At 41.6% G+C, this 26,222-nt stretch carries 21 protein-coding genes and 2 pseudogenes; 8 read left to right on the top strand and 15 right to left on the bottom strand.

The window, feature by feature from the left end:
- Nucleotides 1-123: 123 nt before the first annotated feature.
- Genes MN200_RS04910 through pilG form a run of 4 tightly spaced genes read right to left on the bottom strand, consistent with a single transcriptional unit; the run spans nt 124 to nt 3,569 of the window.
- Nucleotides 124-2,196 carry a methyl-accepting chemotaxis protein gene (locus MN200_RS04910; protein ID WP_005399922.1) on the bottom strand — a complete coding sequence of 691 codons (2,073 nt, stop codon included), beginning with the start codon at nt 2,194-2,196 and terminating at the stop codon, nt 124-126.
- Between the two features lie 50 nt (nt 2,197-2,246).
- Nucleotides 2,247-2,783 carry a chemotaxis protein CheW gene (locus MN200_RS04905; RefSeq protein ID WP_004694490.1) on the bottom strand — a complete coding sequence of 179 codons (537 nt, stop codon included), beginning with the start codon at nt 2,781-2,783 and terminating at the stop codon, nt 2,247-2,249.
- Between the two features lie 5 nt (nt 2,784-2,788).
- Nucleotides 2,789-3,157, bottom strand: coding sequence for a response regulator (locus MN200_RS04900; protein ID WP_004694491.1), 369 nt, complete (start codon nt 3,155-3,157; stop codon nt 2,789-2,791).
- A 28-nt stretch (nt 3,158-3,185) separates the two neighbouring features.
- Nucleotides 3,186-3,569, bottom strand: coding sequence for a twitching motility response regulator PilG (gene pilG / locus MN200_RS04895; protein WP_004694493.1), 384 nt, complete (start codon nt 3,567-3,569; stop codon nt 3,186-3,188).
- A gap of 280 nt (nt 3,570-3,849) precedes the next feature.
- Here pilG and MN200_RS04890 point away from each other — a divergent pair, with 280 nt between their 5' ends.
- From MN200_RS04890 to MN200_RS04875, 4 genes are all read left to right on the top strand, one after another.
- Nucleotides 3,850-4,488 carry a hypothetical protein gene (locus tag MN200_RS04890; protein ID WP_087010454.1) on the top strand — a complete coding sequence of 213 codons (639 nt, stop codon included), beginning with the start codon at nt 3,850-3,852 and terminating at the stop codon, nt 4,486-4,488.
- Nucleotides 4,489-4,545: 57 nt separating this feature from the next.
- A complete protein-coding gene (locus MN200_RS04885; RefSeq protein WP_242760196.1) occupies nt 4,546-5,673 on the top strand; it encodes an efflux RND transporter periplasmic adaptor subunit in 1,128 nt (375 codons plus the stop codon).
- A 20-nt stretch (nt 5,674-5,693) separates the two neighbouring features.
- A complete protein-coding gene (locus tag MN200_RS04880; protein WP_242760194.1) occupies nt 5,694-8,798 on the top strand; it encodes an efflux RND transporter permease subunit in 3,105 nt (1,034 codons plus the stop codon).
- Between the two features lie 95 nt (nt 8,799-8,893).
- Nucleotides 8,894-10,612, top strand: coding sequence for a proline--tRNA ligase (locus MN200_RS04875; RefSeq protein WP_242760192.1), 1,719 nt, complete (start codon nt 8,894-8,896; stop codon nt 10,610-10,612).
- Between the two features lie 57 nt (nt 10,613-10,669).
- Here the strand turns inward: MN200_RS04875 and MN200_RS04870 are convergent, their stop codons facing one another.
- The 6 genes and pseudogenes from MN200_RS04870 to MN200_RS04845 all read right to left on the bottom strand — a co-directional run bounded on the left by MN200_RS04870 (nt 10,670) and on the right by MN200_RS04845 (nt 17,990).
- On the bottom strand, nt 10,670-12,004 hold the full coding sequence (locus MN200_RS04870) for a hypothetical protein (RefSeq protein WP_242760190.1): 1,335 nt from the start codon (nt 12,002-12,004) through the stop codon (nt 10,670-10,672).
- A 24-nt stretch (nt 12,005-12,028) separates the two neighbouring features.
- Nucleotides 12,029-14,313 (bottom strand): annotated as a pseudogene (locus tag MN200_RS04865) (DUF6160 family protein).
- Nucleotides 14,314-14,339: 26 nt separating this feature from the next.
- Complete coding sequence (locus MN200_RS04860; RefSeq protein WP_058869154.1) at nt 14,340-15,023, bottom strand: hypothetical protein; 684 nt, start codon at nt 15,021-15,023, stop codon at nt 14,340-14,342.
- A gap of 9 nt (nt 15,024-15,032) precedes the next feature.
- The gene (locus MN200_RS04855) at nt 15,033-16,475 is read right to left on the bottom strand and encodes a hypothetical protein (RefSeq protein WP_205666961.1); all 1,443 of its coding nucleotides are present in this window, start codon (nt 16,473-16,475) and stop codon (nt 15,033-15,035) included.
- Between the two features lie 237 nt (nt 16,476-16,712).
- Nucleotides 16,713-17,282 (bottom strand): dCTP deaminase, encoded by a 570-nt coding sequence (dcd, locus tag MN200_RS04850; RefSeq protein ID WP_004694514.1) that lies wholly within the window; start codon nt 17,280-17,282, stop codon nt 16,713-16,715.
- Nucleotides 17,283-17,396: 114 nt separating this feature from the next.
- Entirely contained in the window at nt 17,397-17,990 is a 594-nt protein-coding gene (locus tag MN200_RS04845; protein WP_004694517.1) for a LysE family translocator, read from the bottom strand.
- Nucleotides 17,991-18,351: 361 nt separating this feature from the next.
- Between MN200_RS04845 and MN200_RS04840 the strand changes: the two genes are divergently transcribed.
- From MN200_RS04840 to MN200_RS04830, 3 genes are read left to right on the top strand one after another with little or no spacing between them, the layout of a single operon-like run.
- Nucleotides 18,352-19,362, top strand: coding sequence for a TAXI family TRAP transporter solute-binding subunit (locus MN200_RS04840; RefSeq protein WP_058869152.1), 1,011 nt, complete (start codon nt 18,352-18,354; stop codon nt 19,360-19,362).
- Nucleotides 19,359-19,832, top strand: coding sequence for a DUF1850 domain-containing protein (locus MN200_RS04835; RefSeq protein WP_242760188.1), 474 nt, complete (start codon nt 19,359-19,361; stop codon nt 19,830-19,832). Before MN200_RS04840 ends, MN200_RS04835 begins: the two co-directional genes overlap by 4 nt.
- Nucleotides 19,829-21,841 (top strand): TRAP transporter permease, encoded by a 2,013-nt coding sequence (locus MN200_RS04830; protein ID WP_242760186.1) that lies wholly within the window; start codon nt 19,829-19,831, stop codon nt 21,839-21,841. The genes MN200_RS04835 and MN200_RS04830 overlap by 4 nt, the downstream gene beginning before the upstream one ends.
- Nucleotides 21,842-21,896: 55 nt before the next feature.
- On the opposite strand, the gene apbC is transcribed toward MN200_RS04830, so the two are convergent.
- The 3 genes and pseudogenes from apbC to MN200_RS04815 all read right to left on the bottom strand — a co-directional run bounded on the left by apbC (nt 21,897) and on the right by MN200_RS04815 (nt 24,281).
- Complete coding sequence (gene apbC, locus MN200_RS04825) at nt 21,897-23,174, bottom strand: iron-sulfur cluster carrier protein ApbC (RefSeq protein ID WP_234303915.1); 1,278 nt, start codon at nt 23,172-23,174, stop codon at nt 21,897-21,899.
- A 268-nt stretch (nt 23,175-23,442) separates the two neighbouring features.
- Nucleotides 23,443-23,916 (bottom strand): annotated as a pseudogene (locus tag MN200_RS04820) (IS630 family transposase); the annotation flags it as partial.
- Nucleotides 23,917-23,933: 17 nt separating this feature from the next.
- Nucleotides 23,934-24,281, bottom strand: a complete 348-nt coding sequence (locus tag MN200_RS04815) for an IS630 transposase-related protein (RefSeq protein ID WP_039890557.1) — start codon at nt 24,279-24,281, stop codon at nt 23,934-23,936.
- A 97-nt stretch (nt 24,282-24,378) separates the two neighbouring features.
- Between MN200_RS04815 and MN200_RS04810 the strand changes: the two genes are divergently transcribed.
- On the top strand, nt 24,379-24,708 hold the full coding sequence (locus MN200_RS04810) for a hypothetical protein (protein WP_004694526.1): 330 nt from the start codon (nt 24,379-24,381) through the stop codon (nt 24,706-24,708).
- A gap of 44 nt (nt 24,709-24,752) precedes the next feature.
- Here the strand turns inward: MN200_RS04810 and MN200_RS04805 are convergent, their stop codons facing one another.
- Together MN200_RS04805 and MN200_RS04800 are read right to left on the bottom strand one after the other, a co-directional pair.
- Complete coding sequence (locus MN200_RS04805) at nt 24,753-25,217, bottom strand: hypothetical protein (RefSeq protein WP_004981189.1); 465 nt, start codon at nt 25,215-25,217, stop codon at nt 24,753-24,755.
- A 149-nt stretch (nt 25,218-25,366) separates the two neighbouring features.
- Nucleotides 25,367-26,167 (bottom strand): hypothetical protein, encoded by an 801-nt coding sequence (locus tag MN200_RS04800; protein ID WP_178928994.1) that lies wholly within the window; start codon nt 26,165-26,167, stop codon nt 25,367-25,369.
- Nucleotides 26,168-26,222 lie beyond the last annotated feature (55 nt).

Raw genomic sequence — 26,222 nt, 5'->3', positions numbered from 1 at the left:
TAAACTTCATTATAACCATCATCCCAAACCAGTCTTTTTGCTCAAGCTAATTGGGTTGATGTGTATCCTGATTCTGGTATGCCACTCAAGCGATGAGCAGCATACCCTCCCCAAAGCAAGTGCTTAATCAGGCAGTTTAAAGTCTGTTACAGACTCACGTAACGCTTCCGCCATGTTCGCAAGTTCAGAGACTGAACGGGCTGTATCGAAAGTCGCAGTGGTGGTTTGTGAGGTAATTTCTTGTACGACATTCATCGTAGTTGCAATATGACCTGCAGATGCGGATTGTAGCTTTGCTGCATCAGAAATGTTTGCAATCAATTTCGCCAAATTACCCGATACGTTTTGAATCTCATCCAGTGCAACACCCGCATCCTTAGATAAGTTCGCACCACGTACAACCTCAGACGTGGTTTGTTCCATCGAAATTACAGCTTCGTTGGTGTCGGTCTGAATGGTTTTTACCAGTGTTTCAATCTGCTTGGTTGCTGAAGCTGAACGCTCTGCAAGGCGCTGTACTTCATCTGCAACCACGGCGAAACCACGACCTGCTTCACCTGCCATCGATGCTTGGATCGCTGCGTTTAAAGCCAAGATGTTCGTTTGGTCGGCAATATCGTTAATCAAGGCAACGATGTTACCAATCTCTTGCGAAGATTCACCCAAACGTTTAATACGTTTAGAGGTTTCTTGAATCTGCTCACGAATGATATCCATACCTTCAATTGAACGGTTTACAACGTTCGCGCCATTTGCAGCAATTTTTACTGAACGTTCTGCTACTACCGCTGATTCTTCAGCGTTTGAAGATACTTGGTCAATTGACATTGCCATTTCGTTAATCGCGGCAGATGCACCCGCAATTTCTTGCGCTTGGTGTTCAGATGCTTCGGCTAACTGGTTGGTAATCCCCTGCGTACTTGCCGTATATTGTGCAACCTCTTGAGAGGTTTCAGTAATACGCGATACAAGGTCACGTAATTGGTCAATTGCGAAGTTAATCGAGTCGGCAATTGCACCCGTGAAGTCTTCAGATACCGTTGCATATGAACGTAAATCACCATCTGCAAGATCGGCAATTTCATCCAGTAAACGTAAAATCGCGTTTTGGTTACGGTCATATTCATCTTGTAGACGAGATACACGTTTTTTATCTGATTCACCACGAAGTACGAGTAATTTAAATACACAGAACAAGAAGGCAATCAGGGCTAGAATTAGACCCAAGGCAGGAATTGCAATCGCTAAACCTGTACCGCCAGATAATTTATTTAAATTGCTTAACAAAGCATCTGACTGTTCAAAAATCGATGATGATGCTTGGCGTACTTTAACGATTTGTGATGAGTTCTTTAAAACGGTTGCTGCTGCTGACTTCAGTACATCATCATATTCAGATTGAATACTGGTTAAAGAGTCACGCATTTCAGGGTCATTAATACGCTCTACACCTAAATCCGCACTGCCATTTAACTGTGCGTTTAAGTATGACGCGAAGGTTTCTGTATCTGAGCTAAAGTCATCCGCAGATTCACGCGAGTTGTCTGAACCGGTTAATACCGAACCAATTGAACGTAAAATACGTTCCGCAATGAATACTTGGTTTTTTGCAATTACGACTTGGTTAGCTGGCACATTTTGACGTGCCATTTGGTCAACCATTAAGTTGTATTCGGCCTGAATCCCCGGAATACTTTCACTAATCGCAATGTTGGTATCGTAGAGTTGGTTAATGATTTTTTGTTGCGATGCAATTAAATCAATATTTTCAGAAACTTTTTTCCACTGTGCATCGACTTCACGCAGTGCATCTGTACTCGCGTGAATATCTTTTACTGTTTCTAAGTTTTCAGCAAAAGACTTTTGTGATTCTGTCAGTTTTTTAATAGCTTCAGGTGTACCTGATGCTGTTGCTTCAGTTGCCTGACGCGAAATCGTTTGCGATAAAAGACGTAAATCACCCAAGCTACGGGTGAATTCGTTATTTCGAGGTACGCTATAAAATAGGTACAACAGTAAGAAAATTGCCAGTACGATACAAAATGCCGCACCCAAAATTAATGGCTTGGACTTTTCACTATCACCAAATACACGTGAAAACTGTTCCGTCTGTGATTGAAGTTTTGCTACTAAAGCATTTCCACCTGAGCGGTTACTGCTTCCATCCGTATTTTTCTTTTTAAGTTTAAAGCCCATGCAGCTTCTCCCCGATTTACGCCCTTATAATTTCGCGCGCGACAATGATATTAATTTATAAATTTTATAGATGCGTTCATATACTTTGGATTGTCTAATAAGCGACTGAATAAGAAAACATGCCATTGTTGGTTGTGTTGGTGAAAATACCCTTGGCAATATTCTTTTAAATTTCGATCTAAATCTTCGTGTTTAGAAAAGAAACTTTTCTTATTAAAGTGCTGAATCCCCAGAACTTGATCTACAACTAAACCGACATAGTGGTCATTGTGACTAATACAGAGTACTTTTTGAGTCGGTGAATACGCACTGCGATGCCCTGATACATAGTGCGCTAAATCAGCAACAGAAAGTAAACGTCCTCGAATATTGGCCAAACCCACAACCCAAGGTTGAGTATTTGGCACTAAGGTATATTTCGGAGGATAAATCACCTCTGCAACTTCACCTAATGGCGCAACAAAATATTGCCCCATCATCTCAAATGCAATGCCCGACCAGCGGTTTACCTCATTTTCGTTTGAAACGTAGTTTTTATTACCACGTTTAGCAAGTCGAAGTAATTCGATAAATCCATTTGCTGCCATAGAGCTTATCCTGCGTTCAGGTGTTGCTTAATCACATCAATCAGTTGGTTTTCATCAACAGGCTTAGTTAAATAATCACATGCACCTTGACGCTTACCCCATACACGGTCTGTAGCCTGATCTTTAGTACTGACGATCACTACGGGAATGTGTTTTGTTGTTGCGCCACGCGCAATTTGACGGGTTGCTTGGAAGCCATTAACGCCTGGCATCACCACATCCATCAACACAAGATCAGGAAGTTCAGCTTGAGCCATGGTTACACCATCGGCACCATTCGACGCTTCAATCACTTCAAAACCGTGTTTCCCCAAAATTTCTTTAAAGCGGAATGTCTCTGTAGGTGAGTCATCCACAATTAAAATACGCGCCATAATTTTCCCTCAATTACACTTATATTATTTATGCTGAAACGTGATTACGAATCGCATTTAATAATTCATCTTTACTAAACGGCTTTGTTAAATATTCATCTGAACCAACAACACGCCCTTTGGCTTGGTCAAATAGACCATCTTTGCTAGAGAGCATCACGACAGGAATATTTTGATAATTTTGTGAATTTTTGATTAATGCACACGTTTGATAACCATCTAGTCGTGGCATCATAATGTCGACAAATACGATATCAGGATTGGCTTGAGCAATTTTTGACAATGCGTCAAAACCATCGACTGCAGTCACAACCTCACAACCTTCGCGTTGCAATAATGTTTCAGCTGTGCGACGAATGGTTTTTGAATCATCAATGACCATTACTTTTAGATTCTGGAATTTATCGTCCATTTAATATGACCCTTCCCATTTTTAGAATGTTTGTAGAAACAGATTCGTAGACGCTTTACAAGTTACGTACACTTTTAACATATATTTACTTATATTTTCAACGAACAGTTTCCGCATAAAACCACACTTCATCTTCTTTTTAAGAACGGCTTCACACTTTCCTATACCCGTCGATTTTTTTTTGACTGATTATATTTTTTATTCCTAAATTTAGGACTAATATAGCACTATTTATTGCTTGTAAATAAGTAATTTAGTCAACTTTAAACTGGGGGTATCGATGCTTAGGGAGTTTAATCACAAACTTGCTTTGATCGTGAAAAAAAGGATGACTGCGAAAGTCATTTTGCTGGCTTTGCTAAGTTTGCAGACCATCTCAATTATGGCCGATCCACCTAAAGCGGTCTGGTATCGATATTACGACAGTAAAGGCATCGCAAACGTCAGTAGCAGTGTCACCCCCAACCATATTCGTTATGGTTATGAAGCACTCGATAGCAACATGCAAGTGATTCAACGGGCACGTCCATACAACGCAGAAAAAGATGCGCAATATGCGCCACAACGTGCAGCAGCAGCCAAGCAACGCGAGTCAGATCTTAAATTAAAACGTGCTTATACCAACAGCCAAGTCGCCACTCAAAAACGCAATACTGCCCTTTCCTATATCTTAAAACAGATTAAGTTCCAGCAAGATGAATTAAAACAATTACAGAATGACCGTATTGGATTCTTACGCCAAGAAAAAGAGAACATGCGTAAAGGCAAAAGCAATCCGAAACCACTCCAAGATATGATTGATTATAATTCTAAAAACATTGTGATGAAAAAAGAGCAAATACAATCGTTACAAAGTCACTATCGTAATACCAAGGCTGAATACGACAGAATTATTGCTCGCTTAAAAACACTTGAATAATCTGCGCTTTATTTACAGTGTGCTGACTTTCGCCGCTAGACCAAAGGATTTGACTCAATGCAGGCTGCACCATGTATAAAAACTAAATTAAGCCGCCAAGTGCTCCCTATTTTTAAACTCAGTCCGCTGTGTTTGTGCTTACTCCTCTCTGCCTGCCAAAAACAAGACGAGGCCACATCTCCGACTTCATCTACAGCTAAAATCGAGCTGATCGCAGAAGACTTGGTCCAGTTCCAAGAAGGGCCTTCTATCCAACGTACCGCCTTTACTGGTACCATTCGAGCCGTCAATCAAAGTTCCATTCAGGCTCAAGTGACAGCGACAGCCACCGCCGTCTCCGCTCAAGTTGGACAAGCCGTTCAAAAAGGGCAAGTACTGGTTCGGTTGAACAATCAAGATAATGCTGCACGTCTCGCTCAGGCTCAAGCCAATCTTGCTTCAACCCAAGCCCAAGCCAATCTTGCAAAAAGCATGGTTCAAAGAAAAAAACGTTTACTCGATCAGGGCTTTATTTCTAAAGTGGAATATGAACAAAGCCTTGTAGACTATCAAGCTCAATTAGAAAATGTACGTGCGCAACAAGCCAATGTTGATATTGCCGAAAAAGCGGATCGCGATGGCACTATTTTAAGCCCGATTTCAGGGGTTATTACTCAACGTCAGGTGGAACCTGGACAAACAGTATCCGCAGGACAAACCCTTTTTGAAATCATTGACCCGAGTCATTTAGAAATACAGGCCAAAATTCCAAGTGATCTACAAGCCGCTTTAAGTTTGGGAGAAAAAATTGAATATCGGCTGCAAGGCAATCCCCAAAAACTGACAGCCAAGCTTACTCGTATTTCCCCGATTGCAGATCCCACAAGCCGTCAAATTGAGTTTTTTGCTCAGCCAATTGAAAGTATTAATTCATTGAGTATTGGGACCTTTGTAGAGGGAGACATACTTGATTCACAGTCCATCACAGGCCAAATTATCCCGCTCGATACCATTCAAGATATACAAAATTCGCCTTATGTTTGGGTGATTCGCCACAATAAAATTGAGCGTATTCACATAAAAGTCTTGGAACAACGCTATAGCAATAACAGCTCTGTAGTACAGGGACTACAAACCGGCGACCGCATCAGTCGTATAAAGTTTAATGAAAAAGATTTGCATCAAATGGTGACAATCAATCCATAAAATAAGAAAAGGTTGTTGCTATGTGGTTAACCCGTATTAGTGTGAAATATCCTGTTTTTACCATCATGATGATGTTCTGTCTGATGGTTTTAGGCTTAGCCTCTTGGCAAAGAATGGGGGTTGAGGAGTTCCCTGATGTCGATTTCCCCTTCGTGGTGGTGTATACCACCTATCCAGGGGCATCGCCTGAAACAGTTGAGTCTGAAATCACCAAGAAAATGGAAGATCAAATCAATACCATTTCAGGTTTAAAACAGGTCATTTCTCAGTCTAGCGAAGGCTTGTCGACCATTATTGCTGAGTTTGATCTCGATGTTTCTTCTGCTATAGCCGCGCAAGATGTCCGCGATAAAATTGCACCTGTCACCGCTCAATTTCGAGACGAAATTCAAGACCCGATTGTTGAACGTTACGATCCTTCTGCCAATGCCGTGATGTCAATTGTATTTGAATCACAAAACATGTCACTGAAAGAGCTCAGTTCTTATTTGGATCAACGCATCGTTCTACAGTTTAGAACCGTTTCTGGTGTTGGGACAGTCAACTTGTTGGGTGATGCCAAACGACAAATTCGCATACAGATTGAACCCCACAAATTACAAAGTTTTGGGATTGGTATTGATCAGATCATCAACACGGTAAAAGCTGAAAATGTCGAGGTTCCGGGTGGAACGTTGAAACATGGTAACAGTGAACTTGTGGTCGAAATTAAGTCTAAAGTGATTCATCCTTTAGCCTTCGGCGATTTGGTGATTGCCAATAAAAATGGTGTACCGATTTATTTGCGCCAAGTTGCAAGCATTTCAGACAGCCAAGCCGAACTTGAGTCGAGTGCCTATTTAGACGGTAAAACCGCGGTTGCGATTGATATTTTACGCAGTTCCGATTCAAATGTAATTGACGTGGTCGACGGTGCTTATGAGACCTTAGCGGATATCCAAAAACAGTTGCCTGAAGGCACCACAGCAAAAGTCGTGGTAGATTCATCCAAAGGCATTCGTAATAGCATCACCGATGTTGCACGTACCATTATTGAAGGTGCAGCACTTGCCGTTTTGATTGTCTTGCTGTTTTTAGGCTCATTCCGTTCCACTGCCATTACAGGCATGACCTTGCCGATTGCCCTACTTGGCACTCTGACGTTTATTTGGATCTTTGGCTTTAGCATCAATATGATGACCTTACTGGCACTATCACTCAGTATTGGTCTACTGATTGATGATGCGATTGTGGTCCGTGAAAATATTGTGCGACATGCAGACATGGGCAAAGACCATGTCACAGCAGCCATTGATGGGACCAAAGAAATTGGACTCGCTGTTTTAGCCACCACCTTAACCATTGTTGCGGTGTTCTTACCTGTGGCATTTATGGGCGGTATTATCGGTCGCTTTTTCTATCAGTTTGGCGTAACCGTAAGTACTGCTGTGCTGATCTCCATGTTTGTCAGCTTTACTTTAGATCCAATGCTATCTGCACACTGGGCTGAACAGCATAATCCACATAAACCACCCAATCGAGTCAAACGTTTCTTCAATTGGATTTCTGGCAAACTAGATAATCTCAGCCATGGCTATGAGAAATTACTCAAGCTTGCTCTGCGCTTCCGATTCATCACCCTCATGATTGCTGTGGCTTCGCTATTCGGCGCATTAGGCTTATCTAAACTGATTGGAACAGAGTTTGTCCCTGTTCCAGATAAAGGTGAGATTCGGATTAAGTTTGAAACACCTGTCGATGCATCTTTGGAATATTCACAAGCCAAACTGCTGCAAGTCGATAAAATTATTCAGCAGCACCCTGACGTTCGAGCAACCTATGCCGTGATTAATGGTGTTACGGATCGTGGTAAAAACCATGTCAGTATTCGCGTAACCGTTACACCACGTACAGAGCGCAAAAAAAGCTTAACCGACTTAAACAATGAGTTCCGCCAACGCCTACAACAAGTAGGTGGCATTACTGTGACCTCAATTGCCTCGGCAGATGAAACGGTATCGGGCGGACAAAAGCCCGTAATGATTTCCATCAAAGGTCCTGACTTAGCTGAACTCCAGAAGATATCAGACCGCTTTATGGCTGAAATTGCGCAAGTCAAAGGCATTGTCGACTTAGAAAGCTCACTTAAAGCCCCTAAACCGACTTTAGGCGTGCATATTAATCGGGTCTTAGCCAGCGATTTAGGACTATCGGTCAACCAAATTGCCAATGTCATTCGCCCACTAATTGCAGGCGATGATGTCACCACATGGCAAGACAACAAAGGCGAAACTTATGACGTTAACCTACGCCTAACTGAAACTGCACGTAGCTTACCTAGTGATGTACAAAACCTTTACCTCACATCGCAAAAAACGGATGCCAATGGCCAAGCTTTATTGATTCCCCTTTCTAGCGTTGCGCATTTAGAGCAAAGTCTGGGGGCATCGCAGATTAATCGTCGCGATCTAGCACGGGAGGTTTTAGTCGAAGCCAACACCGCAGGTCGCCCTGCAGGCGATATTGGTGCAGATATTAAACAAATTGAAGACAACTTTGACCTTCCAGCAGGTTATAGCTTTGACACGCAAGGTTCAAACAAAGACATGGCTGAATCTGCAGGTTATGCCATGACCGCAATCACCTTATCAATCGTGTTTATTTATATTGTGCTAGGTTCGCAGTTCAATAGTTTTATTCACCCTGCGGCGATTATGGCTTCCCTGCCACTATCATTGATTGGGGTATTTTTAGCGCTCTTCTTATTTAACTCCACCATGAACTTGTTTTCTATTATCGGTATTATCATGTTGATGGGCTTGGTGACCAAGAATGCAATTCTATTGATCGATTTCATTAAAAAAGCCATGGATCACGGCGTTGATCGTTATCAAGCGATTATTGATGCGGGTAAAACACGTTTACGCCCTATTTTGATGACTACTAGTGCTATGGTGATGGGCATGGTGCCTCTGGCTTTAGGGCTAGGTGAAGGAGGTGAACAAAGTGCACCGATGGCACATGCAGTGATCGGCGGTGTCATTACATCGACACTGCTGACCTTAGTGGTGGTTCCTGTGATCTTCACCTATTTAGATGACTTTAAGAACTTTATGCTGCGTCAAGCACGTAAAATCATGTCATAATAATCGACATTTTTCTGAGGTGGTGTCGACATGCCTCCTCATTTTTTATCGTATAATCTTTGACTTTCAAAGTTTAAAATTTTAGGACAGTTTCCATGCGCGCGAGTCGCTTTTTATTTGCAACGTTAAGAGAAACCCCAAATGACGCAGAAGTGATTTCACATCAACTAATGCTACGTGCTGGGATGATTCGTAAATTGGCTTCAGGTTTATACACTTGGCTGCCGATGGGCGTTCGCGTATTAAATAAAGTTGCAGCGATCGTTCATGAAGAAATGAAAAATGCGGGTTCACTCGAAGTCCTGATGCCCGTAACTCAGCCAGCGTCTTTATGGGAAGAATCTGGTCGATACGTCCAATATGGCCCTGAACTGCTTCGTTTCAAAGACCGCCATGGCAACCCTTTCGTACTTGGTCCTACACACGAAGAAGTTATTACCGATCTTGCGCGCAATGAACTCAAAAGCTATAAACAATTGCCTGCAAACTTCTATCAAGTACAAACCAAATTCCGTGATGAAATTCGTCCACGTTTTGGTGTAATGCGTTCACGTGAATTCATCATGAAAGATGCTTATTCTTTCCACGCAAACCAAGAATCACTGCAAGAAACCTATGACATCATGTATGGCGCGTACTGCAAAATCTTTAGCCGTTTAGGTTTAGATTTCCGTCCAGTACAAGCCGATACAGGTTCAATTGGGGGTTCAGGCTCACATGAATTCCACGTGTTAGCATCAAGTGGTGAAGATGATATCGCCTTCTCGACTGAATCTGACTATGCGGCAAATATTGAAATGGCAGAGGCCGTTTTAGTCGGTGAACGTGCAGCGCCAACCAAAACTTTGGAAGTGGTTGATACACCAAATCAAAAAACTATTGCAGATGTATCAAACTTCTTGAAATCTGATCCTGCACACTCTGTCAAAGCCTTGTTAGTGCAAGGTATTGCAGCCGAAGAAGGCCAAGCAACACCGGTAGTGGCATTGTTCTTACGTGGCGATCATGAGCTAAATGAAATTAAAGCCGAGAAGCATCCACGCATTGCATCACCATTAACTTTTGCAACAGAAGAACAACTTGCTGCACTAGGTTTAACCGCTGGTTTCTGTGGACCACAAGGCTTGGTAGAAAAAGGCTTAACAGTTATTGTTGACCGTGCTGCATCGGTACTTTCTGACTTTATTGCGGGTGCAAATGAGGTTGATAAACACGTGACTGGTCTAAACTGGGAACGTGATGCACAGTTCACCGAAGTTTATGACTTACGTAATGTAGTTGAGGGTGATCCGTCTCCAGACGGTAAAGGTACGCTGCAAATTAAACGTGGTATCGAAGTGGGGCATATTTTCCAACTCGGTCAAAAGTACTCAGAAGCTTTGGGCTGTAAAGTTCTAGGTGAAGATGGCAAACCATTTACGGTAACCATGGGTTGTTACGGTATTGGTGTAACACGTGTAGTTGCTTCAGCAATTGAGCAAAACTTTGACGAAAAAGGTATTATTTGGCCTACGGCAATTGCACCATTTGAAGTTGCCATTGTGCCTATGAATGCGCATAAGTCTCCACGTACTTTAGAAGCAGCTGAAGCACTATACGCTGAACTTACGGCAGCAGGTTATGATGTTTTACTGGATGACCGTAACGAACGTCCAGGCGTAAAATTCTCCGATCTTGAGCTTACAGGTATTCCTCACCGTATTGTGATTGGTGAGAAAGGCTTGGATGCAGGTACTTTTGAATATAAAGGCCGTCGTGATGCTGAATCTGTAAACATTTCTAAAGACGAGTTGTTGGCGAAAATTGCAAAATAATTCATTTTTAGAATAAAAAATCCCGCGTATATCGCGGGATTTTTTATGAAAATTTAATTAGCAGAATTTTAAACCACCATAGCAGTTCGATCTAAAGTTTTGCCCTTGTAAGCTTAAATTAGTCAGTGGAAAATCCAAAGTCGTCGTATTCATTGGAACATTCCCAACAACTAAGGCAGAACCACCGACACATCCTGTTAAAAGATTACCGCAATTTCGAGGATTGTCCGTTAGATCTTTATTAATACCCGCAATGGTTTGTTTTAAGACTTCATTGGTAATTGCCACTTTGGTCGTTGGGCTTAAGCTACCCAGTTCGACTTCATCTTCCATTGCCAGCCACCAACCTTTATTCGCACCAACCGCAGCACCCGTCCATAGAATATCTTGGGACTGCAAGGATAATGATGCTGGGTTGTTTAAATACAATGCGTGAATTAAGCCTAAACTTTGGTTCACAGTGATATCTGTTTTAAGCCCAGTAATATTGCCGGACACTTGTTTATCTAAGTTTAAGAAACCGAGTACTTTAGCTGTTAATTGTCCACTAAAATCAATTTGCCCAACAGTACCCCTCCCTTTTAAAGTTACATCCTTCATTCGAGTCCCAGACACAACTGTCGAATTAATCGTAAAAGGCGCTGTAGTCGAAGATAGGTTTAAATTATAAGTATCAGACGTATATGAAATATCATAACAAGGGTCTAAAAAACCACTGACACAAGTTGTCCCAGAACTACTTCCGAGTAATCGTCCTTGCACAATACCATTCATAGTTAATCCTGTATCTGCAAAGGTCATGCTACGAGCTTCTGTTACAGCAGTACCTGAAGCTGTTTTAGTTTTCATATAACCACTAAAGGTATTAATACCATTTGGCGTCGAAGTATTCTCTGTACCAAGCGTCATTAAACCTTTAATCTTTTCAGCACTGACACGAAAACCGAGTACTTCACGTGTTGCGGCTGAAGTCGGATTTTTAATGGCAAACTGAATAAATGGATTTGTGATTAATGCCGAAGTTGCTGCACGCTGATCTGATGTATAGTTTGGATCATCAGGTAGTCCACTTAAACCAATATGATCGATATCAATATCACAACTGTTGGCTCGAATGGAATTGTTGTCGCCACCGCACCCCAACTGAAGCTTCTTAATATTGGCATTCAGCTCCAATTCTGCACTTAGAGCCAACTTATAAAACCCAATATTTGATTGATTATATGTTTTCCCTTGTGCATCGGTTGTATTCGTCCCCTGCTGAAACTCTAGATTCATCAAAGATTGACCTTCAACTTCTGACAACTCCTCGTCATTTAAAGCGGTCATCGCATAACTTTGACTCAAGCCTAATGTTGCTGTGATTAGAATTGAAATTAAAGACTTATTCATTTTATTTATTCCTTGTCATCCTTTTTAGCGCGGCGTAATCCCTAATGTGCTACGCATAGCCCCACCCGTAATGGCAATATCTGCAACCTTCTGCATGGTACCTGTTGGAGACAATGCAACCTCCGTTCTAAAGGCAGTTCCTTGTCCACCTGCTAATGCCTTATGGTTAAATTGCACTTGATTGTCTATGACAACTGAGTCCTTTTGCATATGAATTTTTCCATTCAAACCTAAGTGACCTTGCATTTTGTTTAAGTTAAAACTTGAGGTTTTTGTTGCTGTTCCATTACTGTCGGTATTACTTAAACTAATAAAACTTCCTTTTTTACTTTCATTACTCAGGTCTGTGCTACTCAATGTATTAAACTCAAAATTAGATTTAAATGACAAATAGTTGCTTTGTGGTGTCCCACCTACAGCCTCAAGCCCAGGAATAATAAAGAGTTCGCCTTTACCATCTAACATAAAAGCAATCGATGCGAGAACATCATCTTTTTTGGCAAAATTATTAATCGGTACGACTTCTTTGGCACAACTATTCACCCCTTCTGGGCAGTTATACAGTGCACCTGGAAGCTGCCCGATTGCAATTTCCGCATTGGCAGCAAACAATAAACTATCGGCTTTGATATAGATTTCATTTTCATTAAAACCAATCACCCCATTGGCTTTAAAATATGAGTCAATATTACGTAAGCCTGTATAGTAGTTAACTTCTTCGCCATGCTTACTCATCGCACCATCAATGACAATAATAGACGTTGTTTTAGGGTTACCTTGACTATCTTCCCCATAACCATCGGTTGATACTGCAATGTCATAGCCCAAGCCATCCTTCACCGTTCCAGCGGTATTGGTGTATTTCTTGGCAAAAAATGCAGCATTGGCATTGAGGTTATAAATCGGAATACCTAAGCCCCATGTCCCTTCGTTAGTATTGTTTACCGCAATCGAATTATCTGAAATAAAGCGGGCTTTACGTGCAATGGCTTGAAAATCGAGCCCACGCACAGCAATAAAAGCCATATTTGAAGCATTGCCCGTTGGCGATGGGTTATAAATCAGTTCATAGTTTTGCGCACCCAATATCGTCTTAATTTGGTCATTGACCACAAAACCCATTGAGTTGGTGCGAATGTTATTGATGTAAATCTGGCCAAAATCAATATAGGCATTTTGACTGTTTATTGCTGAATTAGGGTCAGTAGAAGAACGTACATTCAGCGGTGATAAGTTTGAAAATTCGATGGCATAACTGCCTGTACCAGTATGCCCTAATTCAAACGTTGTCGGTGTCGCAGCGCCGAGCAAACTATTCCCTGCACGGGTAAAGTCAGCCGATACATTTAAATGTAAGCCGCCCGCATTCTTAAAACCATAACCTGCAGATGCAACCACCTCATTTTCTTGAACATTACCGTTAACACGGTTGACCGTATTAAACTTAGCAACACCAGTTTGGTCAGCATTCAACGCGATCTTGCCATTGGTTAATGCACCCGATGCCCCTATCCTAATTAAGTTCCGGTGAGTCGAGTTTACTGAGCCATAACGTAAATCGACGTTTAACCCGGGATTTGTGGCATTGCCTACACGGCTGTCATGTACATCAGTTTTATCTTCCACTCGACCTAAAACAACAATATTATCGCCAACACTGCCCTTTGAGGTGAGAACTACACCTTCCGTTTCATCGATATAAAGATATCCATCTGCAGATAAATTGAAGTTGAAATCCTTTAAGGTTAAATCTTGATTATTCTGTCCATAACTAATACTGGCATTCTGCAATTTAAAATCTAAATGCACCTTTGAGTCGCGGTTAAATAGCCCATTCGTCGTTGCCAAGTACACTTCAAAAGGTGAAATAGTCGAAAGCTTAAAACTTCCTAAATTTTGATCCGTTTCACCCGTTGCACAATTTGGTGAACACATCAGCATAATTTGGGCAGCCGTTGCGGTAAAAGGTGACACACTGGCAGAGAGCTGAATACCAACCCCTTGCGTACCATTGGCTAATTGTGTTGTTCCCACATCAAAATCGAGTTTGGTTTTATGTTGTTATAACCAGTCGCCGTTTTCACTTCAATATTATGTAAACCCAGTTTAATCGGTGTTTTTCCGACTTCCGCAGGATCGACCCAATTCAGCTGTTTAATGTCAACTTTTGAAGCTTCATGGGTAATTGAAATACCATCTTGACCCGTCACATCACTTAAAATCTGATCATTCAAAGCTTGTAATGCATAACTTTGATTGGCTGCACAGATACATAGTGTCAGAAGGTTTAGTTTTATTATTTTATGCATTTCAATATCCTTTTGAAACTATATGTCTAACAGCGGCTACCCGCAGTGCCCGAGCAGTTATAGCTAAAGATTTTTAGATTTCCATCTAGATGTAAGTTTCCGTGAACATTTAAGCCCATAAAGCCTTGTTCCTGACCTTTGTCAAAAGTTGGTACAGTTTTACTCATACCATAACTGTTATACGTTGAGGTATTGAAATACCCATTTTCACCACTTTCCACTGAAAGGCTAGCAAAGCCCAAGTTACGAATTTTGAGGGGTTTATCATCGAAAAACTTTAACATCATTGCAGTTTGTGGTCTGCCTTCTTTATTCAGAATTGTGGTGCCTTCTAGCGAAAATTTATCAATTTGCATGGTGCCTTGGAACTGCTTAAACACCAGCCATTTTCGTTGCCCATTTTCCTTATGATTATTTGGGGAAATAGCGATACGACACAATTCTAATAAAGCGCAGTCTTGATTTGCGCGCATTTGATAATACGCTTCAGTGACAATAGCTCGACCATTCGCATCGACACCATTGGTCCTAGAGATCGTATTTAAACTCATATCATTGGCATATTGGTGATTGATCGATAGGGTTAAGCTCAGATCTGCGCCGCCCTGCCCAGTCACACCGACCAGTTCAGTATTATCCAAATCCACCAAACCCGCTTGAGACAACATGGATAGCGACATCAACAGGGGTACACATAATTTTTTCATCATGTCAGCGTCCTATAGGCCTGTGGTCTTAATTTTTAAGTGTTGGATCAGTACACCATCTATAGCAACCGAACCCAAATTCACAGGAACTGCCGTTCCAGTCCCACGAAATACCACTCCCGTAGAATTATTGGCTGTATTGGCTTTGAGCGTATTGGTGGTCGGATCTCGTGTCACGCTACCAATCGAAATACTGCTATGTGTTGCGTTATTTCCTTGGTATTGAACCGCGCTAGTCCCTGCCCCAGTTTGAACAAAATTCGAACCGCAATAGGCCACATTACAAGTTGATCCTTTATAGTCAGCGTTGCTTCCACCCTGTACATCTGGGTAGTAGGTATAAATCTGCTTATAAATCTCAGGCACATTCGGAATACGCGTGACTTCAAGAATAATATTGCGTCCTTCCGAACCTACAACAAAAGGCTGATACATATTGCCCAAGACCAAATTAATATTTGGGCTGTATAAATAAAGTCCTTCACTGGCATCAAAGATTGGAGCCAATGAACGATCTAATGCGGGTGTGACTGCCGTGCCATCATTAGTCGCGGCTGTGCTGAGTCGAAGGACTTTGGCATTCAATAGCGCTTTATTTGCGTCATCGTTGGTATAGACCAATCCAGATGGATCATCATTGGTATTGATCCGAAGTAAGGCTGCCATCCCAAAGGTTTTATTTTGCTGGTCTAAGGTAGATGCTTGAGTTTGAAACATACGCACCTGTGAGCCATTTAAACTCAATCCATTGGCAACCGCCTGTAAACGTATTCTTTGATTTAAACTTAAATCAGGATCCGCAGCCGCGTTGGTTGTTGTCGGTGCACCAGTGATAGGGTCCACTTTATTCTGGGAGTTCCAGCTACGTGAAAAAGCATCCCACCATAGACCTAATTTAATATTATTATCTGTGTCACTCGCTACAGCCGCTGCTAAAGGCGCTTCCAGCCCTAGAAAACTTACATCTGAACTTGCATTCGACTGATGAAACTGTTTAATCCCCGTGGCTGTGCCAGCGTGAAATAACCAAGGATTAACATCGCTTCCCCATGTGAAGCCCTGATTACTGAAACGGCTATTGGCATCATTATCAGACCGCGAAAGCGCTAAACCATAAATAAAGATGTCCGCTTTGGTTCGTTTCGCACTCAGATCATCAGCATCGGTATATTTGGAGTAGTTCTCACCCACAGGAATAATACGAATGAAACCCGTGTCGTATTGTTGTGGATTGGCCACGCCACGGTTGTAGCTAGAAGCAGTGGAGAGATCATTGGCCCCTTGGAACACCATCTTGAAGTTTTCAGGAAGTAACGCAATGCCTTCACCCGTAGTATCCGCTAGATATTCATCGGAAAGTGACTCGAGCGCAAATGTAGACTGTGCAAGCATGAGTCCGACAAGACTAGCTAAACAGGATTTTTTCAATCCTGCGGGATATATACGATTCGTCATCTCGACCATCCTTATTATTCGATGCTCCGCATCTTTATGTACTACATCCTTTGCTTGGCATTTTACTCTGCGCACTATAATTTTTATTTGCATCAACCAAAGCACTCTATTTCACAATTGATTATGCTGAAACTCAACACAAATGCAAAACCAACTGTCCGATAATATTTATTTTCCGATGAATGAATTGACACAAAAAAAGCGGATCAATGATCCGCTTTTTTTAATACCAAAAACTTAGGTCTTCGGTAAAGTTACACCTGTTTGACCTTGGTACTTACCACCACGGTCTTTATACGATGTTTCACACACTTCGTCAGATTCGAAGAACAACATTTGTGCAACACCCTCACCTGCATAAATACGTGCAGGAAGATTGGTTGTGTTCGAGAACTCTAAAGTAACATGACCTTCCCACTCAGGCTCAAGTGGTGTGACGTTTACGATAATACCGCAACGTGCATAGGTCGATTTACCCAAACACACAGTCAACACATTACGTGGAATACGGAAATATTCAACGGTACGTGCTAAAGCAAATGAGTTTGGCGGAATAATACAAACATCAGCTTCAATGTCGATAAAACTTTTATCATCAAAGTTTTTTGGATCTACAATTGCCGAGTGAACATTGGTAAAAACTTTAAACTCACGTGCACAACGAACGTCATAACCATAGCTCGACACGCCATAAGAAATGAGTTTTTGACCATTTTCATCTAAACGAACTTGGTTTTCTGCATACGGTTCGATCATGCCGTGTTTTTCGCTCATTTCGCGAATCCAACGATCGGACTTAATAGCCATTTATTCTTTCCAAAAAAGCTTAATTTCAATAATTGCGTTGTACTTTAACTGAAATCGCTTTCAATGAAAATAAGCGCGTTTAAGTTCGCAAAATTTCTGTCTTTAATTACTAAATTAAAAGCTTAAAATCGCAGAATAGCTCAGCGGAATCGAAAAACTCATCAAAACCAGTGATGCTGTTTTTTGCAGGTTAGATTGGTTCAGCCAACGAATTTTATTGCTCGCTAAAATTGACCCGATAAAAGTCCAAAAGAAAGCAATTGGAACAATCAAAACCAAAAACAGCGACATATGTGACAGATAATAATCTAGTTTTGTCCACGCAATGGTTGGGAAAATGGCTGAAGCAAACAATAATGCTTTAGGGTTCAATAATGTTGCCAAAAACAGTTCACGCGCCCGAATAGTCGGTTGATTAAAACTCACTTCAGCATCGGCTGTACGCCATAATTTGATGGCCAAATAAATGATATAGCTTGCGCTGAACAATTTTAAAATGGTCGGCAATAAAGGCAAGTGCACAGACACTTTTCCAATGAGGAAGCCCCATGCCGTGATTGAAATGAGATAGCCAAAAGCTTCTGCAGGAATGAGACGCAATGATTTACGAATACCGACTTGAATACCCGAAGAGGCAAGTAAGGTATTGGTTGGTCCTGGAGTTAAAAGAATGGTTATCACTAAACCAATAAAAAACCAAGTGACCATATTCACAGACCCACATATATATAACTATAAGCGTAATGACTTGCCATGCTGAAAGCAATCAAATTTAGTGAACCGTGATAACAGTTTTTTTAATTTTCATTCAATACTTAACATAAATAACGTATAAGACCCTTACCCAATCTAGCATTCATAAAAATGACGCCATATGCTTTATTCTTTTTTCAAATCAATGATTTTATAAATCAAATAGACATAACTAATGAAAAAAAACTATTCAAATGATTTTTAATCAGTTACTTTTTAAAACATGCGTATTTTTATTCATCAATCTGATCACGCAAAGTCAAGGATAAAAGAGCCAAGTGAATGGCTTTGAAGATAATAAAACGAGGAAAAGTATATGAAAAAATGGACTCAACTCACGCTACTTTCAATTGCACTTGCGGGTCTAGGAGCATGCTCAAGTGACAATAAAACCGCAACTTCAGGCGATGCTCAAACTGAAACCAGTGCACAAGCATCCGACAAACTCCAAAGTAAATTTGTCAACATAGCGACAGGTGGTGCATCTGGGCCGTATAACGTGATTGGCACCAGTTTGGCTGAAATTTATAATAAAACCTACGGTGTAAATTCAAAAACCCAAACCACAGGCGCATCGGTAGAAAATCTTAACTTACTCAAACAGAAAAAAGTTGAAATGGCTTTTGTCATGAGTGACAGCTTAACCGAAGCACTGAATGGCACAGGTAGTTTTGCCAGTGGGAAAATTGATAATATCCAACAAGTGGCGGCACTTTACCCCAACTATGTGCAAATTGTGGCATCAAAAAAATCAGGCATTAAAAAGCTTGAAGACTTAAAAGGTAAGCGTATTGCCGTCGGTGCCCAAAACTCAGGGGTTGAAGTTAATGCGCGCACCCTCTTAAATGGTTTTGGTATTACTTACAATGACGTGAAGGTCGACTATCTAGGCTATGCTGAAGCCGCGGATGCTTTAAAGGGTGGAAAAATTGATGCTGCATTCTTAACCAGTGGTATCCCCAACTCATCCTTGATGGAACTGCAACAAGGTTTCGATTTACAACTGGTCGGGATCGATCCTGAGAAAGTGAAACAAATCGCCAAAAACCAAACTTATTTCCTATCTCTGAATATTCCGAAAGGCACTTATGGTAATGCAGAAGATATTCCAACTGCGGCCATTATGAATGCTTTAGTGGTCCGTTCCGATCTTTCTGAAGATGATGTCTATAAACTGACCAAAACCTTCTTTGATAGTTTAGGACAATTGGCCAACTCACATCAGGCAGCGACAGAAATTAATCTGGAAACAGCTCAAAAAGGCGTGGTTGCTCCGCTACACCCTGGGGCTAAGCGTTATTACGACGAACTCGCAGCGAAAAAATGAAGCTGAAAAAAGGTGCAGTGATTACTGCACTTTTTCTACTCGGTTTATTCGGGCTGTTGTTCTTACCTGTTCGCTATAGCGAAGTAACTGTTGCTCAAATGCAGTGCCGAATTTCAACAGCACAATTTAGTTTGCAGTGGAAACATTCAGTTGAAAAAACCCGTTGGATTGAAAACTATCAACGAGAGCAACAACACTTTATATTGCGCTATACCGACCTGATTTCTTTCGGTGCAGGCACACCGAATGACTATCCCATCATCTTTCAAAAAGACGGTATAGTCAGAATGAAAGTTAATCGGCGAATTGATCAAATCAACTGGATCATTTCCAAGAATATGCAAGGCAGTATCATCATTCACCAGAGCGTCTGGCCTATTTTTCAACAATATCCAGATTACACCTTGGTGGAAATTACAGCACAACAACAGCCCTTGTGGAAAGCATGGCAGATCGGAGAATGCCGATGACTCAAAATGAAGACAAAGTTGCCCCTGAACAATTAGATGAGCAACAACAACAAGCCATTTTAGAAAAATTTGATCGTGAGTCAGTGACTCGTTCCCCAAGCAACAAATCTGTGGCATGGTTCATAGCGGCGATTGCTATTTTCTATTCCTTATTTCATTTATTTATTACCTTTAACCCACTACCCGAACTGATTCAACGTTCCGCCCATGTCGCTATTGGTTTGGTTTTGATCTTTCTACTTTATCCTGCGCGTCAGTCCAGTTCACGACAAAGCATCCCTTGGTTGGATTGGTTACTTGCCTTAGCCTCTTTAGCAACCTTTTTATACCTTTGGAAAGAATATCAAGCCATTATGACCACACGTGGTGGTATTCCAAACACTTTAGATATTGTTTTTGCCATTTTAGCCGTGGTGCTGGTGGTTGAAGGTGCACGGCGGGTTATGGGGTGGATGCTACCTATTTTAGGTTTAGTCTTTCTGTCTTACCCGTTTTTTAGCCACTATGACTGGGTCCCTGATCGTTTATTGACGCGCCCATATAGTATTAGTGATATTTTCGGGCAAATGTATTTAAAAACTGAAGGACTTTATTCTTCCGCAATCGGTGCTTCAGTCACTTTTATTTTCCTGTTTATTTTGTTTGGTGCTTTTCTGGCGAAATCAGGCATGGGAAAACTGTTTAATGATCTTGCGATGGCACTGGCAGGCCATAAACAAGGTGGTCCTGCAAAAGTTGCCGTCATTTCCAGTGGATTTATGGGCAGTATTAATGGCACAGCGGTGGCTAATGTCGTGGGTACAGGTTCATTTACCATTCCCCTGATGAAAAAAATTGGCTACCACAAAAATTTTGCAGGTGCTGTTGAAGCCAGTGCCTCTGTAGGTGGACAAATTTTACCCCCAGTGATGGGAGCCAGTGCCTTCATTATGGCTGAAACCACGGGTGTCAGTTATGGCACCATTGCCCTTGCAGCCACTCTTCCGGCTTTACTCTACTATTTAGGTGTGATGGCGCAAGTCCATTTCCGTGCTGGTAAAGACAATTTAAAAGGCGTACCGAAAGCGGATTTGCCACGGGTTAAAGATGTCCTAAAAGAGCGAGGGCACTTACTTATTCCAATTGTGGCTTTGGTATTTTTCCTATTTCAATCCATCCCTGTCAGTTATGCCGCGGTCTACACCATTGTCTTAACTGTGATTGTGGCGAGTTTCCGCAAATCGACCCGTATGGGCTTCAAAGAAATATTAGAAGCGCTCTCCGATGGTGCAAAACAATCCCTTTCGGTCATGGCAGCCTGTGCTGTGGTGGGGATTATTATTGGTGTGGTGAGCCTGACCAGCTTTGGCTCTGTCATGACCTCCTCGATTATGAGCATCGGTGCAGGCAGCCTATTTTTAACGCTGTTCTTTACCATGATTGCATCGATGATTTTAGGTATGGGACTTCCTTCGATTCCAGCCTATATCATTACCGCGACTATGGCTGCACCCGCTTTGGCAAACTTTGATATTCCCACACTGGTGGCACATATGTTTGTGTTCTACTTTGGTCTGTTTGCCAATATTACTCCCCCTGTCGCCTTAGCCGCCTTTGCAGGTGCGGGAATCGCAGGGGGCGACCCAATGCGCACAGGTTTCCAAGCCTTGAAACTCTCTTTGGCTGGTTTCATTGTCCCGTTCCTGTTCGTCTATAACCCTGCCATGCTGATGATTGATACGGCCAACGTCGCAGTCAATGCACGTGAGTTTGCCTTTCCTGTATGGACAACTATTGTGAGTATTGTGTTTACCTCAGTAGTCGGTATTTTGGCGCTGGGTGCAGCAGTTGAAGGTTACTTTAAAATTGGTTTGAACTGGTTCTGGCGAATTTTCTTAGGTGCAGGTGCTTTATGTATGATTATCCCTGAAACTGTCACTGATATTATCGGGATTGTGATGGTGGTGATTGCGATCAGCATTAATATAATGCAAGCCAAAAAACAAAATCAGTCCTATTCACTCTCCTAAAAAAGAAAAAAAAGCCCAACTCAACAGATTGGGCTTTTTTTCATTTATGGCTGATTTAAAAAATACGAGTCTGATCTTTCTCAGCCTGAGGCAGTGCGGCTGCAATTTTTTCAGCAATCTGCATATAGCTGTCTGCTGCACTGTCTTCCACTAAAACAGAAGGCTTACCCGCATCCGCATTTTCACGAATTTGTACATTTAAAGGCAAACGCCCCAACAGCGGAATAGCATATTGCTCCGACAGTTGATCTCCACCGCCCGTACCAAAAATTTGCTCTTCAAATCCACAATTTGAGCAAATATGGGTCGACATATTTTCCACAACACCCATAACTGGAATATGTACGCGGTTAAATAACTCAATGCCTTTGGTCGCATCCATAAGTGCCACGTTTTGCGGTGTAGTTACAATTACTGCACCTGTCACAGGAATACGCTGCGCAAGCGTCAACTGAATATCACCTGTACCCGGTGGCATATCAATCATCAAGACATCTAAGTCAGGCCATAAGGTTTGATTGAACAGTTGCATCAACGCCCCTGTCGCTTTCGGCCCACGCCAAGCCACAGGAGTATTATGATCACCTGTTAAATGCCCAATCGATAACACGGCCAAACCATAGGCATCTAAGGGTACAAAATTTTCCGCTTCAATCATCGGCGTTTTGCCCGCATTGCCCAACATGGTCGGAATACTTGGACCATAAATGTCCGCATCTAAGACCCCAACTTTTAAGCCTAGCTTTTGCAAAGCAAGTGCAAGGTTTACCGTGGTGGTGGATTTGCCCACGCCCCCCTTGCCCGAGGACACCAAAATCACATTTTGAATACGCGGATGCTTCGGCACATCACGTTGTTGTGGTGCTGCTTTTTGAATGGGTGGATTGTTTGGATCAGTTTCAACGGGTTGTGCAGCAGCTTGGGCTGCTGAGCCTGAAGCATCAATCACTGGGGGTAAATTGCTTTTCGGTGCAGCCTCTTTTGCTTGGCTTGAACAGCTCTCACCTTCAGCATGCTGATGTCCACAGCCACCTGACTTTTCTTTATGTCCCGTTTTTTGTTGAATCACATGCATGTTTAATTCTTTGATACCGCATGCTTCAAGCGCAACCGCCAAATCATCATGAATCTGTTGTAAATCATCTGCTTCGGCAGGAAAAGTATTGATGGTAATTTGCAGAATATTGCCCTGCACATTCACTTGAGTAATGCGGTCTTTCAACGCATGGTTTGAATTGGGCAAGATATAGTTTTGCAGTACTGTTTGGATTTCTTCTTCCTTTACCTCCTGCGCAGGAGAAAAAACTGATTTAAGAGAAGAAAGCCACGACATATATGTACTCCAAATTCGAGTATTCAGCTGAATGCTATAGTTTAACCACAAAACGAACTTAGTTTAAGTTCAGTATTTATGGATTATGCCATGAAATTTAGTATTCCTAGCTTTTTAGTTGGTTTTATACACTGAATATCAAAGGGCGAAGCTTAGTCACTTAAGCTAACTGAAAAAATAAAATCGGTGAATTACATCAAATTTGAACGTAAAGAATTGTAAGTACAATCCAATCTCCCCATTTAAGGTGATGTTATAGTCAAACCGCTTAATTACCCATACACTCGTTAAAGAAACGACTAAAAAGCTTATCTATTGAGTTAACCAACCATTTTTTCCTTTTTGCTTTCACCCATGCCCACATTTTTTCAATAGGATTAAGGTCAGGACTATAAGGTGGTAACCAAAGTATTTGATGCCCATGTTGGCTTAATAGATCTTGTATATCTGGTCGTTTATGGAAGGCTGCATTGTCCATGACAATTACACTATTCGAGGGTAGTTCTGGTAATAAAAACTGATCTACCCAAAAATAAAATACATCCGAATTTACTTTGCTATCAAATAAACCCACTGCAAATAACTTACCCTCATGGATTGCTCCTATTGCATTGGTTTGATTTTTTAATTGCCAATTATATGTTCCATAACAAGGAGTTCCCTGTTTTGAATAACCATGAGGTCTATGTTCATGAGATTTAAATCCACTTTCATCAAGATAGATGATCGGGTGTTGATACCTTAATCGGTTTAAATCTTTTAAATACTGCTCTCTGAGTTCTGTTTTTGCTTTCGGGTGCCGTAAGGTCTTTTTTTAACTGTAATATTTAGACGCTTGAGCGCATCTCCAATTGTAGAAGTAGCACAACCAAAACGAGCAGCGCGTTCATATTGATAATCATCGGGATATTGCTCAACATCTGCACGTAAGGCATCATCATCAACTTTAGATGGTTTTCTTGGTCGAGTTCTTTTTATTTCGATTCGCTTTTTCCATTCGACAATTGTATTTTTATTAATTTCGAAGTGCTGAGCAACCGCTCGGATAGATTGACCTTCTTCAAGCTTGGCTAATATTTTCTTTCTAAAATGTATTGGATAACTCATATCGGTATTGTATTGGTTTTTTGGCGTGCGGACTATATTGCATAGCAAAATATCTATATTCTATTGTTCTATCTTGACGCGATTTGGGGAGAAAAAAATGAAACTTTGGGCCGTGGTTGTTTTGGCTTGCACCATATCTAGCTTTAGTTTTGCAGATACATCAACCAATTCATTTAAAACCCCTGCGGGTCAAACGGTGACTATCGGTGATCAAGTTCAAGACATGCAGAAAAAAATTGATTTATCGCCAATTTCTATGTCCTCTACCCCAATCAGCAGTGCACCGAATAGCCCACTTGAGACGGTATATGTATATGAAATTGCAAACTATCGCTACACCATTCGTACCGTGAACAATCAAATTCAGAGCATCATGTGGTTTAATTTAGACGCAGACCCTGCACTCAGTACACAGTCTACGCCATAGTATTCGCAAATTCGGAAAGATCGACATTCGCCGTTTCAGACGGATTAAGCTTGGTCGTCTTTTTTAAACTTTTGCAGTGTTTCTGTGGCTTTCTTTTTCAACTCGTCAAACTTTTCAGTGGCTTGCACCTTAAATTCTTCCAGTTTAATTTCAGCCTCATGCTTTAACTCAGTAGCTTTAAGTTTTGCCTCATCCAGTTTATGCCCTGCTTCAACTTTAAAGTGATCCAATTTCTCCTGTGCGACTTGTTTCGCATGCTCGGCTTTGGCTTGTGCAGACTCCAACTTTTGCTCAAAAGCTGCATCGCCTTCGGCTTTACTTTCTGCTGCGTTCTGCTTTAAGTCAGTCAGCTGCTTTTCAGCATCAAGCTTGGCTTCAGTAGCCTGATGTTTGACATCTTCAAGCACTTTCTCGCCTTCAAGTTTTGCCGCTTGAGCTTTCAACTTCAAGTCTTCGCCCAACTCAGTCGCTTTGGTTTTTAAATCATCGAGTTTATTGTCATTCGTCATGTCACAGCCCTCTTTCGTATTTAAAATTTTGCTTAACTAAGAGTTATACCTTGCTTTTTAAGTGCTGACGTCATTTGCATCATTTGGAAACAATAGCTGTACAGGATGCATCAATTTAAACACCATCCTGTACCACTCAACGGCAGTGACTAACGCTTTAACGTACTGATAAAACTGATAACTGCAAACAGCCAAATAAACAAAATGAAACTGCGTGCTTGCGTGAAATGGATCACGTCCGCACCGTGTACCATATTATGACGAGTGGCGGTGACACTAGAACTCGCATCCATTTTCAATGCTTCAAGGCTCAGAAAATACGGATTGATTTCACTGGCAATTTTGACTTTATGCCATAGGCTTTTGACTTCATGGCCTTTCAAACCCGGTACGATTTTATACACATCGACAAACTTGGTTTGATTTTGCTGTAAATAGCCATGTTCAATCAGCGCATCTGTCAAAATCCCTTCTATTTGACCATAAAGAACTGTAATGCACCCTGCATAACACTGCTGTTGATACAGTTTTAAGGTTTCTTCAATCACGCTGCGGCGCTGGGCTTGGAATGCCCCCAAATCCATCGCGTCGTAAGCGTCAAGCAAAGTTGTTTGGAAATAGTCTGTTTGGATTAAATTAGGCAACTGAAACTTAGTCATATCCGCTTCTTTTTCATTGGCCATTTGCCAGAAAAACAACAGATTGAGCACGTCATTGGCCATTGGTTCATCACTTTCATACTCAAGCTGATCGGCCATTACTGCAAAGTACGAATCTTCCAACTCTAGCTGACGGAGCGACTCGACCAATTGTGCATGAGCTTGACTACCCATTGAAGCAAGATATTGTTCAGCTTGTTGTAAAAGTCGATTGCCCAGTAGTTTGGTCGCTTGTGGATTTTGCGGAATTCGGGTCACGGGTTGGTCGAAATCAAAATCATCATCGATCATGGACGGTATACTCTAAATAGGCTGAATGTACTGAATAACACTATTATATAGCAGT

This window comes from Acinetobacter sp. LUNF3 (assembly GCF_022699605.1).
Taxonomy (GTDB): Bacteria; Pseudomonadota; Gammaproteobacteria; order Pseudomonadales; family Moraxellaceae; genus Acinetobacter; species Acinetobacter johnsonii.
Note: the sequence above shows the minus strand (reverse complement) of the source record. Positions and strands in the feature narration are given on the sequence as shown.

Coding starts and splice junctions, on each gene's coding strand:
- MN200_RS04910 (WP_005399922.1), bottom strand. CDS start 2,196: ATGGGCTTTAAACTTAAAAAGAAAAATACGGATGGAAGCAGTAACCGC.
- MN200_RS04905 (WP_004694490.1), bottom strand. CDS start 2,783: ATGGCAGCAAATGGATTTATCGAATTACTTCGACTTGCTAAACGTGGT.
- MN200_RS04900 (WP_004694491.1), bottom strand. CDS start 3,157: ATGGCGCGTATTTTAATTGTGGATGACTCACCTACAGAGACATTCCGC.
- pilG (WP_004694493.1), bottom strand. CDS start 3,569: ATGGACGATAAATTCCAGAATCTAAAAGTAATGGTCATTGATGATTCA.
- MN200_RS04890 (WP_087010454.1), top strand. CDS start 3,850: ATGCTTAGGGAGTTTAATCACAAACTTGCTTTGATCGTGAAAAAAAGG.
- MN200_RS04885 (WP_242760196.1), top strand. CDS start 4,546: ATGCAGGCTGCACCATGTATAAAAACTAAATTAAGCCGCCAAGTGCTC.
- MN200_RS04880 (WP_242760194.1), top strand. CDS start 5,694: ATGTGGTTAACCCGTATTAGTGTGAAATATCCTGTTTTTACCATCATG.
- MN200_RS04875 (WP_242760192.1), top strand. CDS start 8,894: ATGCGCGCGAGTCGCTTTTTATTTGCAACGTTAAGAGAAACCCCAAAT.
- MN200_RS04870 (WP_242760190.1), bottom strand. CDS start 12,004: ATGAATAAGTCTTTAATTTCAATTCTAATCACAGCAACATTAGGCTTG.
- MN200_RS04860 (WP_058869154.1), bottom strand. CDS start 15,023: ATGATGAAAAAATTATGTGTACCCCTGTTGATGTCGCTATCCATGTTG.
- MN200_RS04855 (WP_205666961.1), bottom strand. CDS start 16,475: ATGACGAATCGTATATATCCCGCAGGATTGAAAAAATCCTGTTTAGCT.
- dcd (WP_004694514.1), bottom strand. CDS start 17,282: ATGGCTATTAAGTCCGATCGTTGGATTCGCGAAATGAGCGAAAAACAC.
- MN200_RS04845 (WP_004694517.1), bottom strand. CDS start 17,990: ATGGTCACTTGGTTTTTTATTGGTTTAGTGATAACCATTCTTTTAACT.
- MN200_RS04840 (WP_058869152.1), top strand. CDS start 18,352: ATGAAAAAATGGACTCAACTCACGCTACTTTCAATTGCACTTGCGGGT.
- MN200_RS04835 (WP_242760188.1), top strand. CDS start 19,359: ATGAAGCTGAAAAAAGGTGCAGTGATTACTGCACTTTTTCTACTCGGT.
- MN200_RS04830 (WP_242760186.1), top strand. CDS start 19,829: ATGACTCAAAATGAAGACAAAGTTGCCCCTGAACAATTAGATGAGCAA.
- apbC (WP_234303915.1), bottom strand. CDS start 23,174: ATGTCGTGGCTTTCTTCTCTTAAATCAGTTTTTTCTCCTGCGCAGGAG.
- MN200_RS04815 (WP_039890557.1), bottom strand. CDS start 24,281: ATGAGTTATCCAATACATTTTAGAAAGAAAATATTAGCCAAGCTTGAA.
- MN200_RS04810 (WP_004694526.1), top strand. CDS start 24,379: ATGAAACTTTGGGCCGTGGTTGTTTTGGCTTGCACCATATCTAGCTTT.
- MN200_RS04805 (WP_004981189.1), bottom strand. CDS start 25,217: ATGACGAATGACAATAAACTCGATGATTTAAAAACCAAAGCGACTGAG.
- MN200_RS04800 (WP_178928994.1), bottom strand. CDS start 26,167: ATGATCGATGATGATTTTGATTTCGACCAACCCGTGACCCGAATTCCG.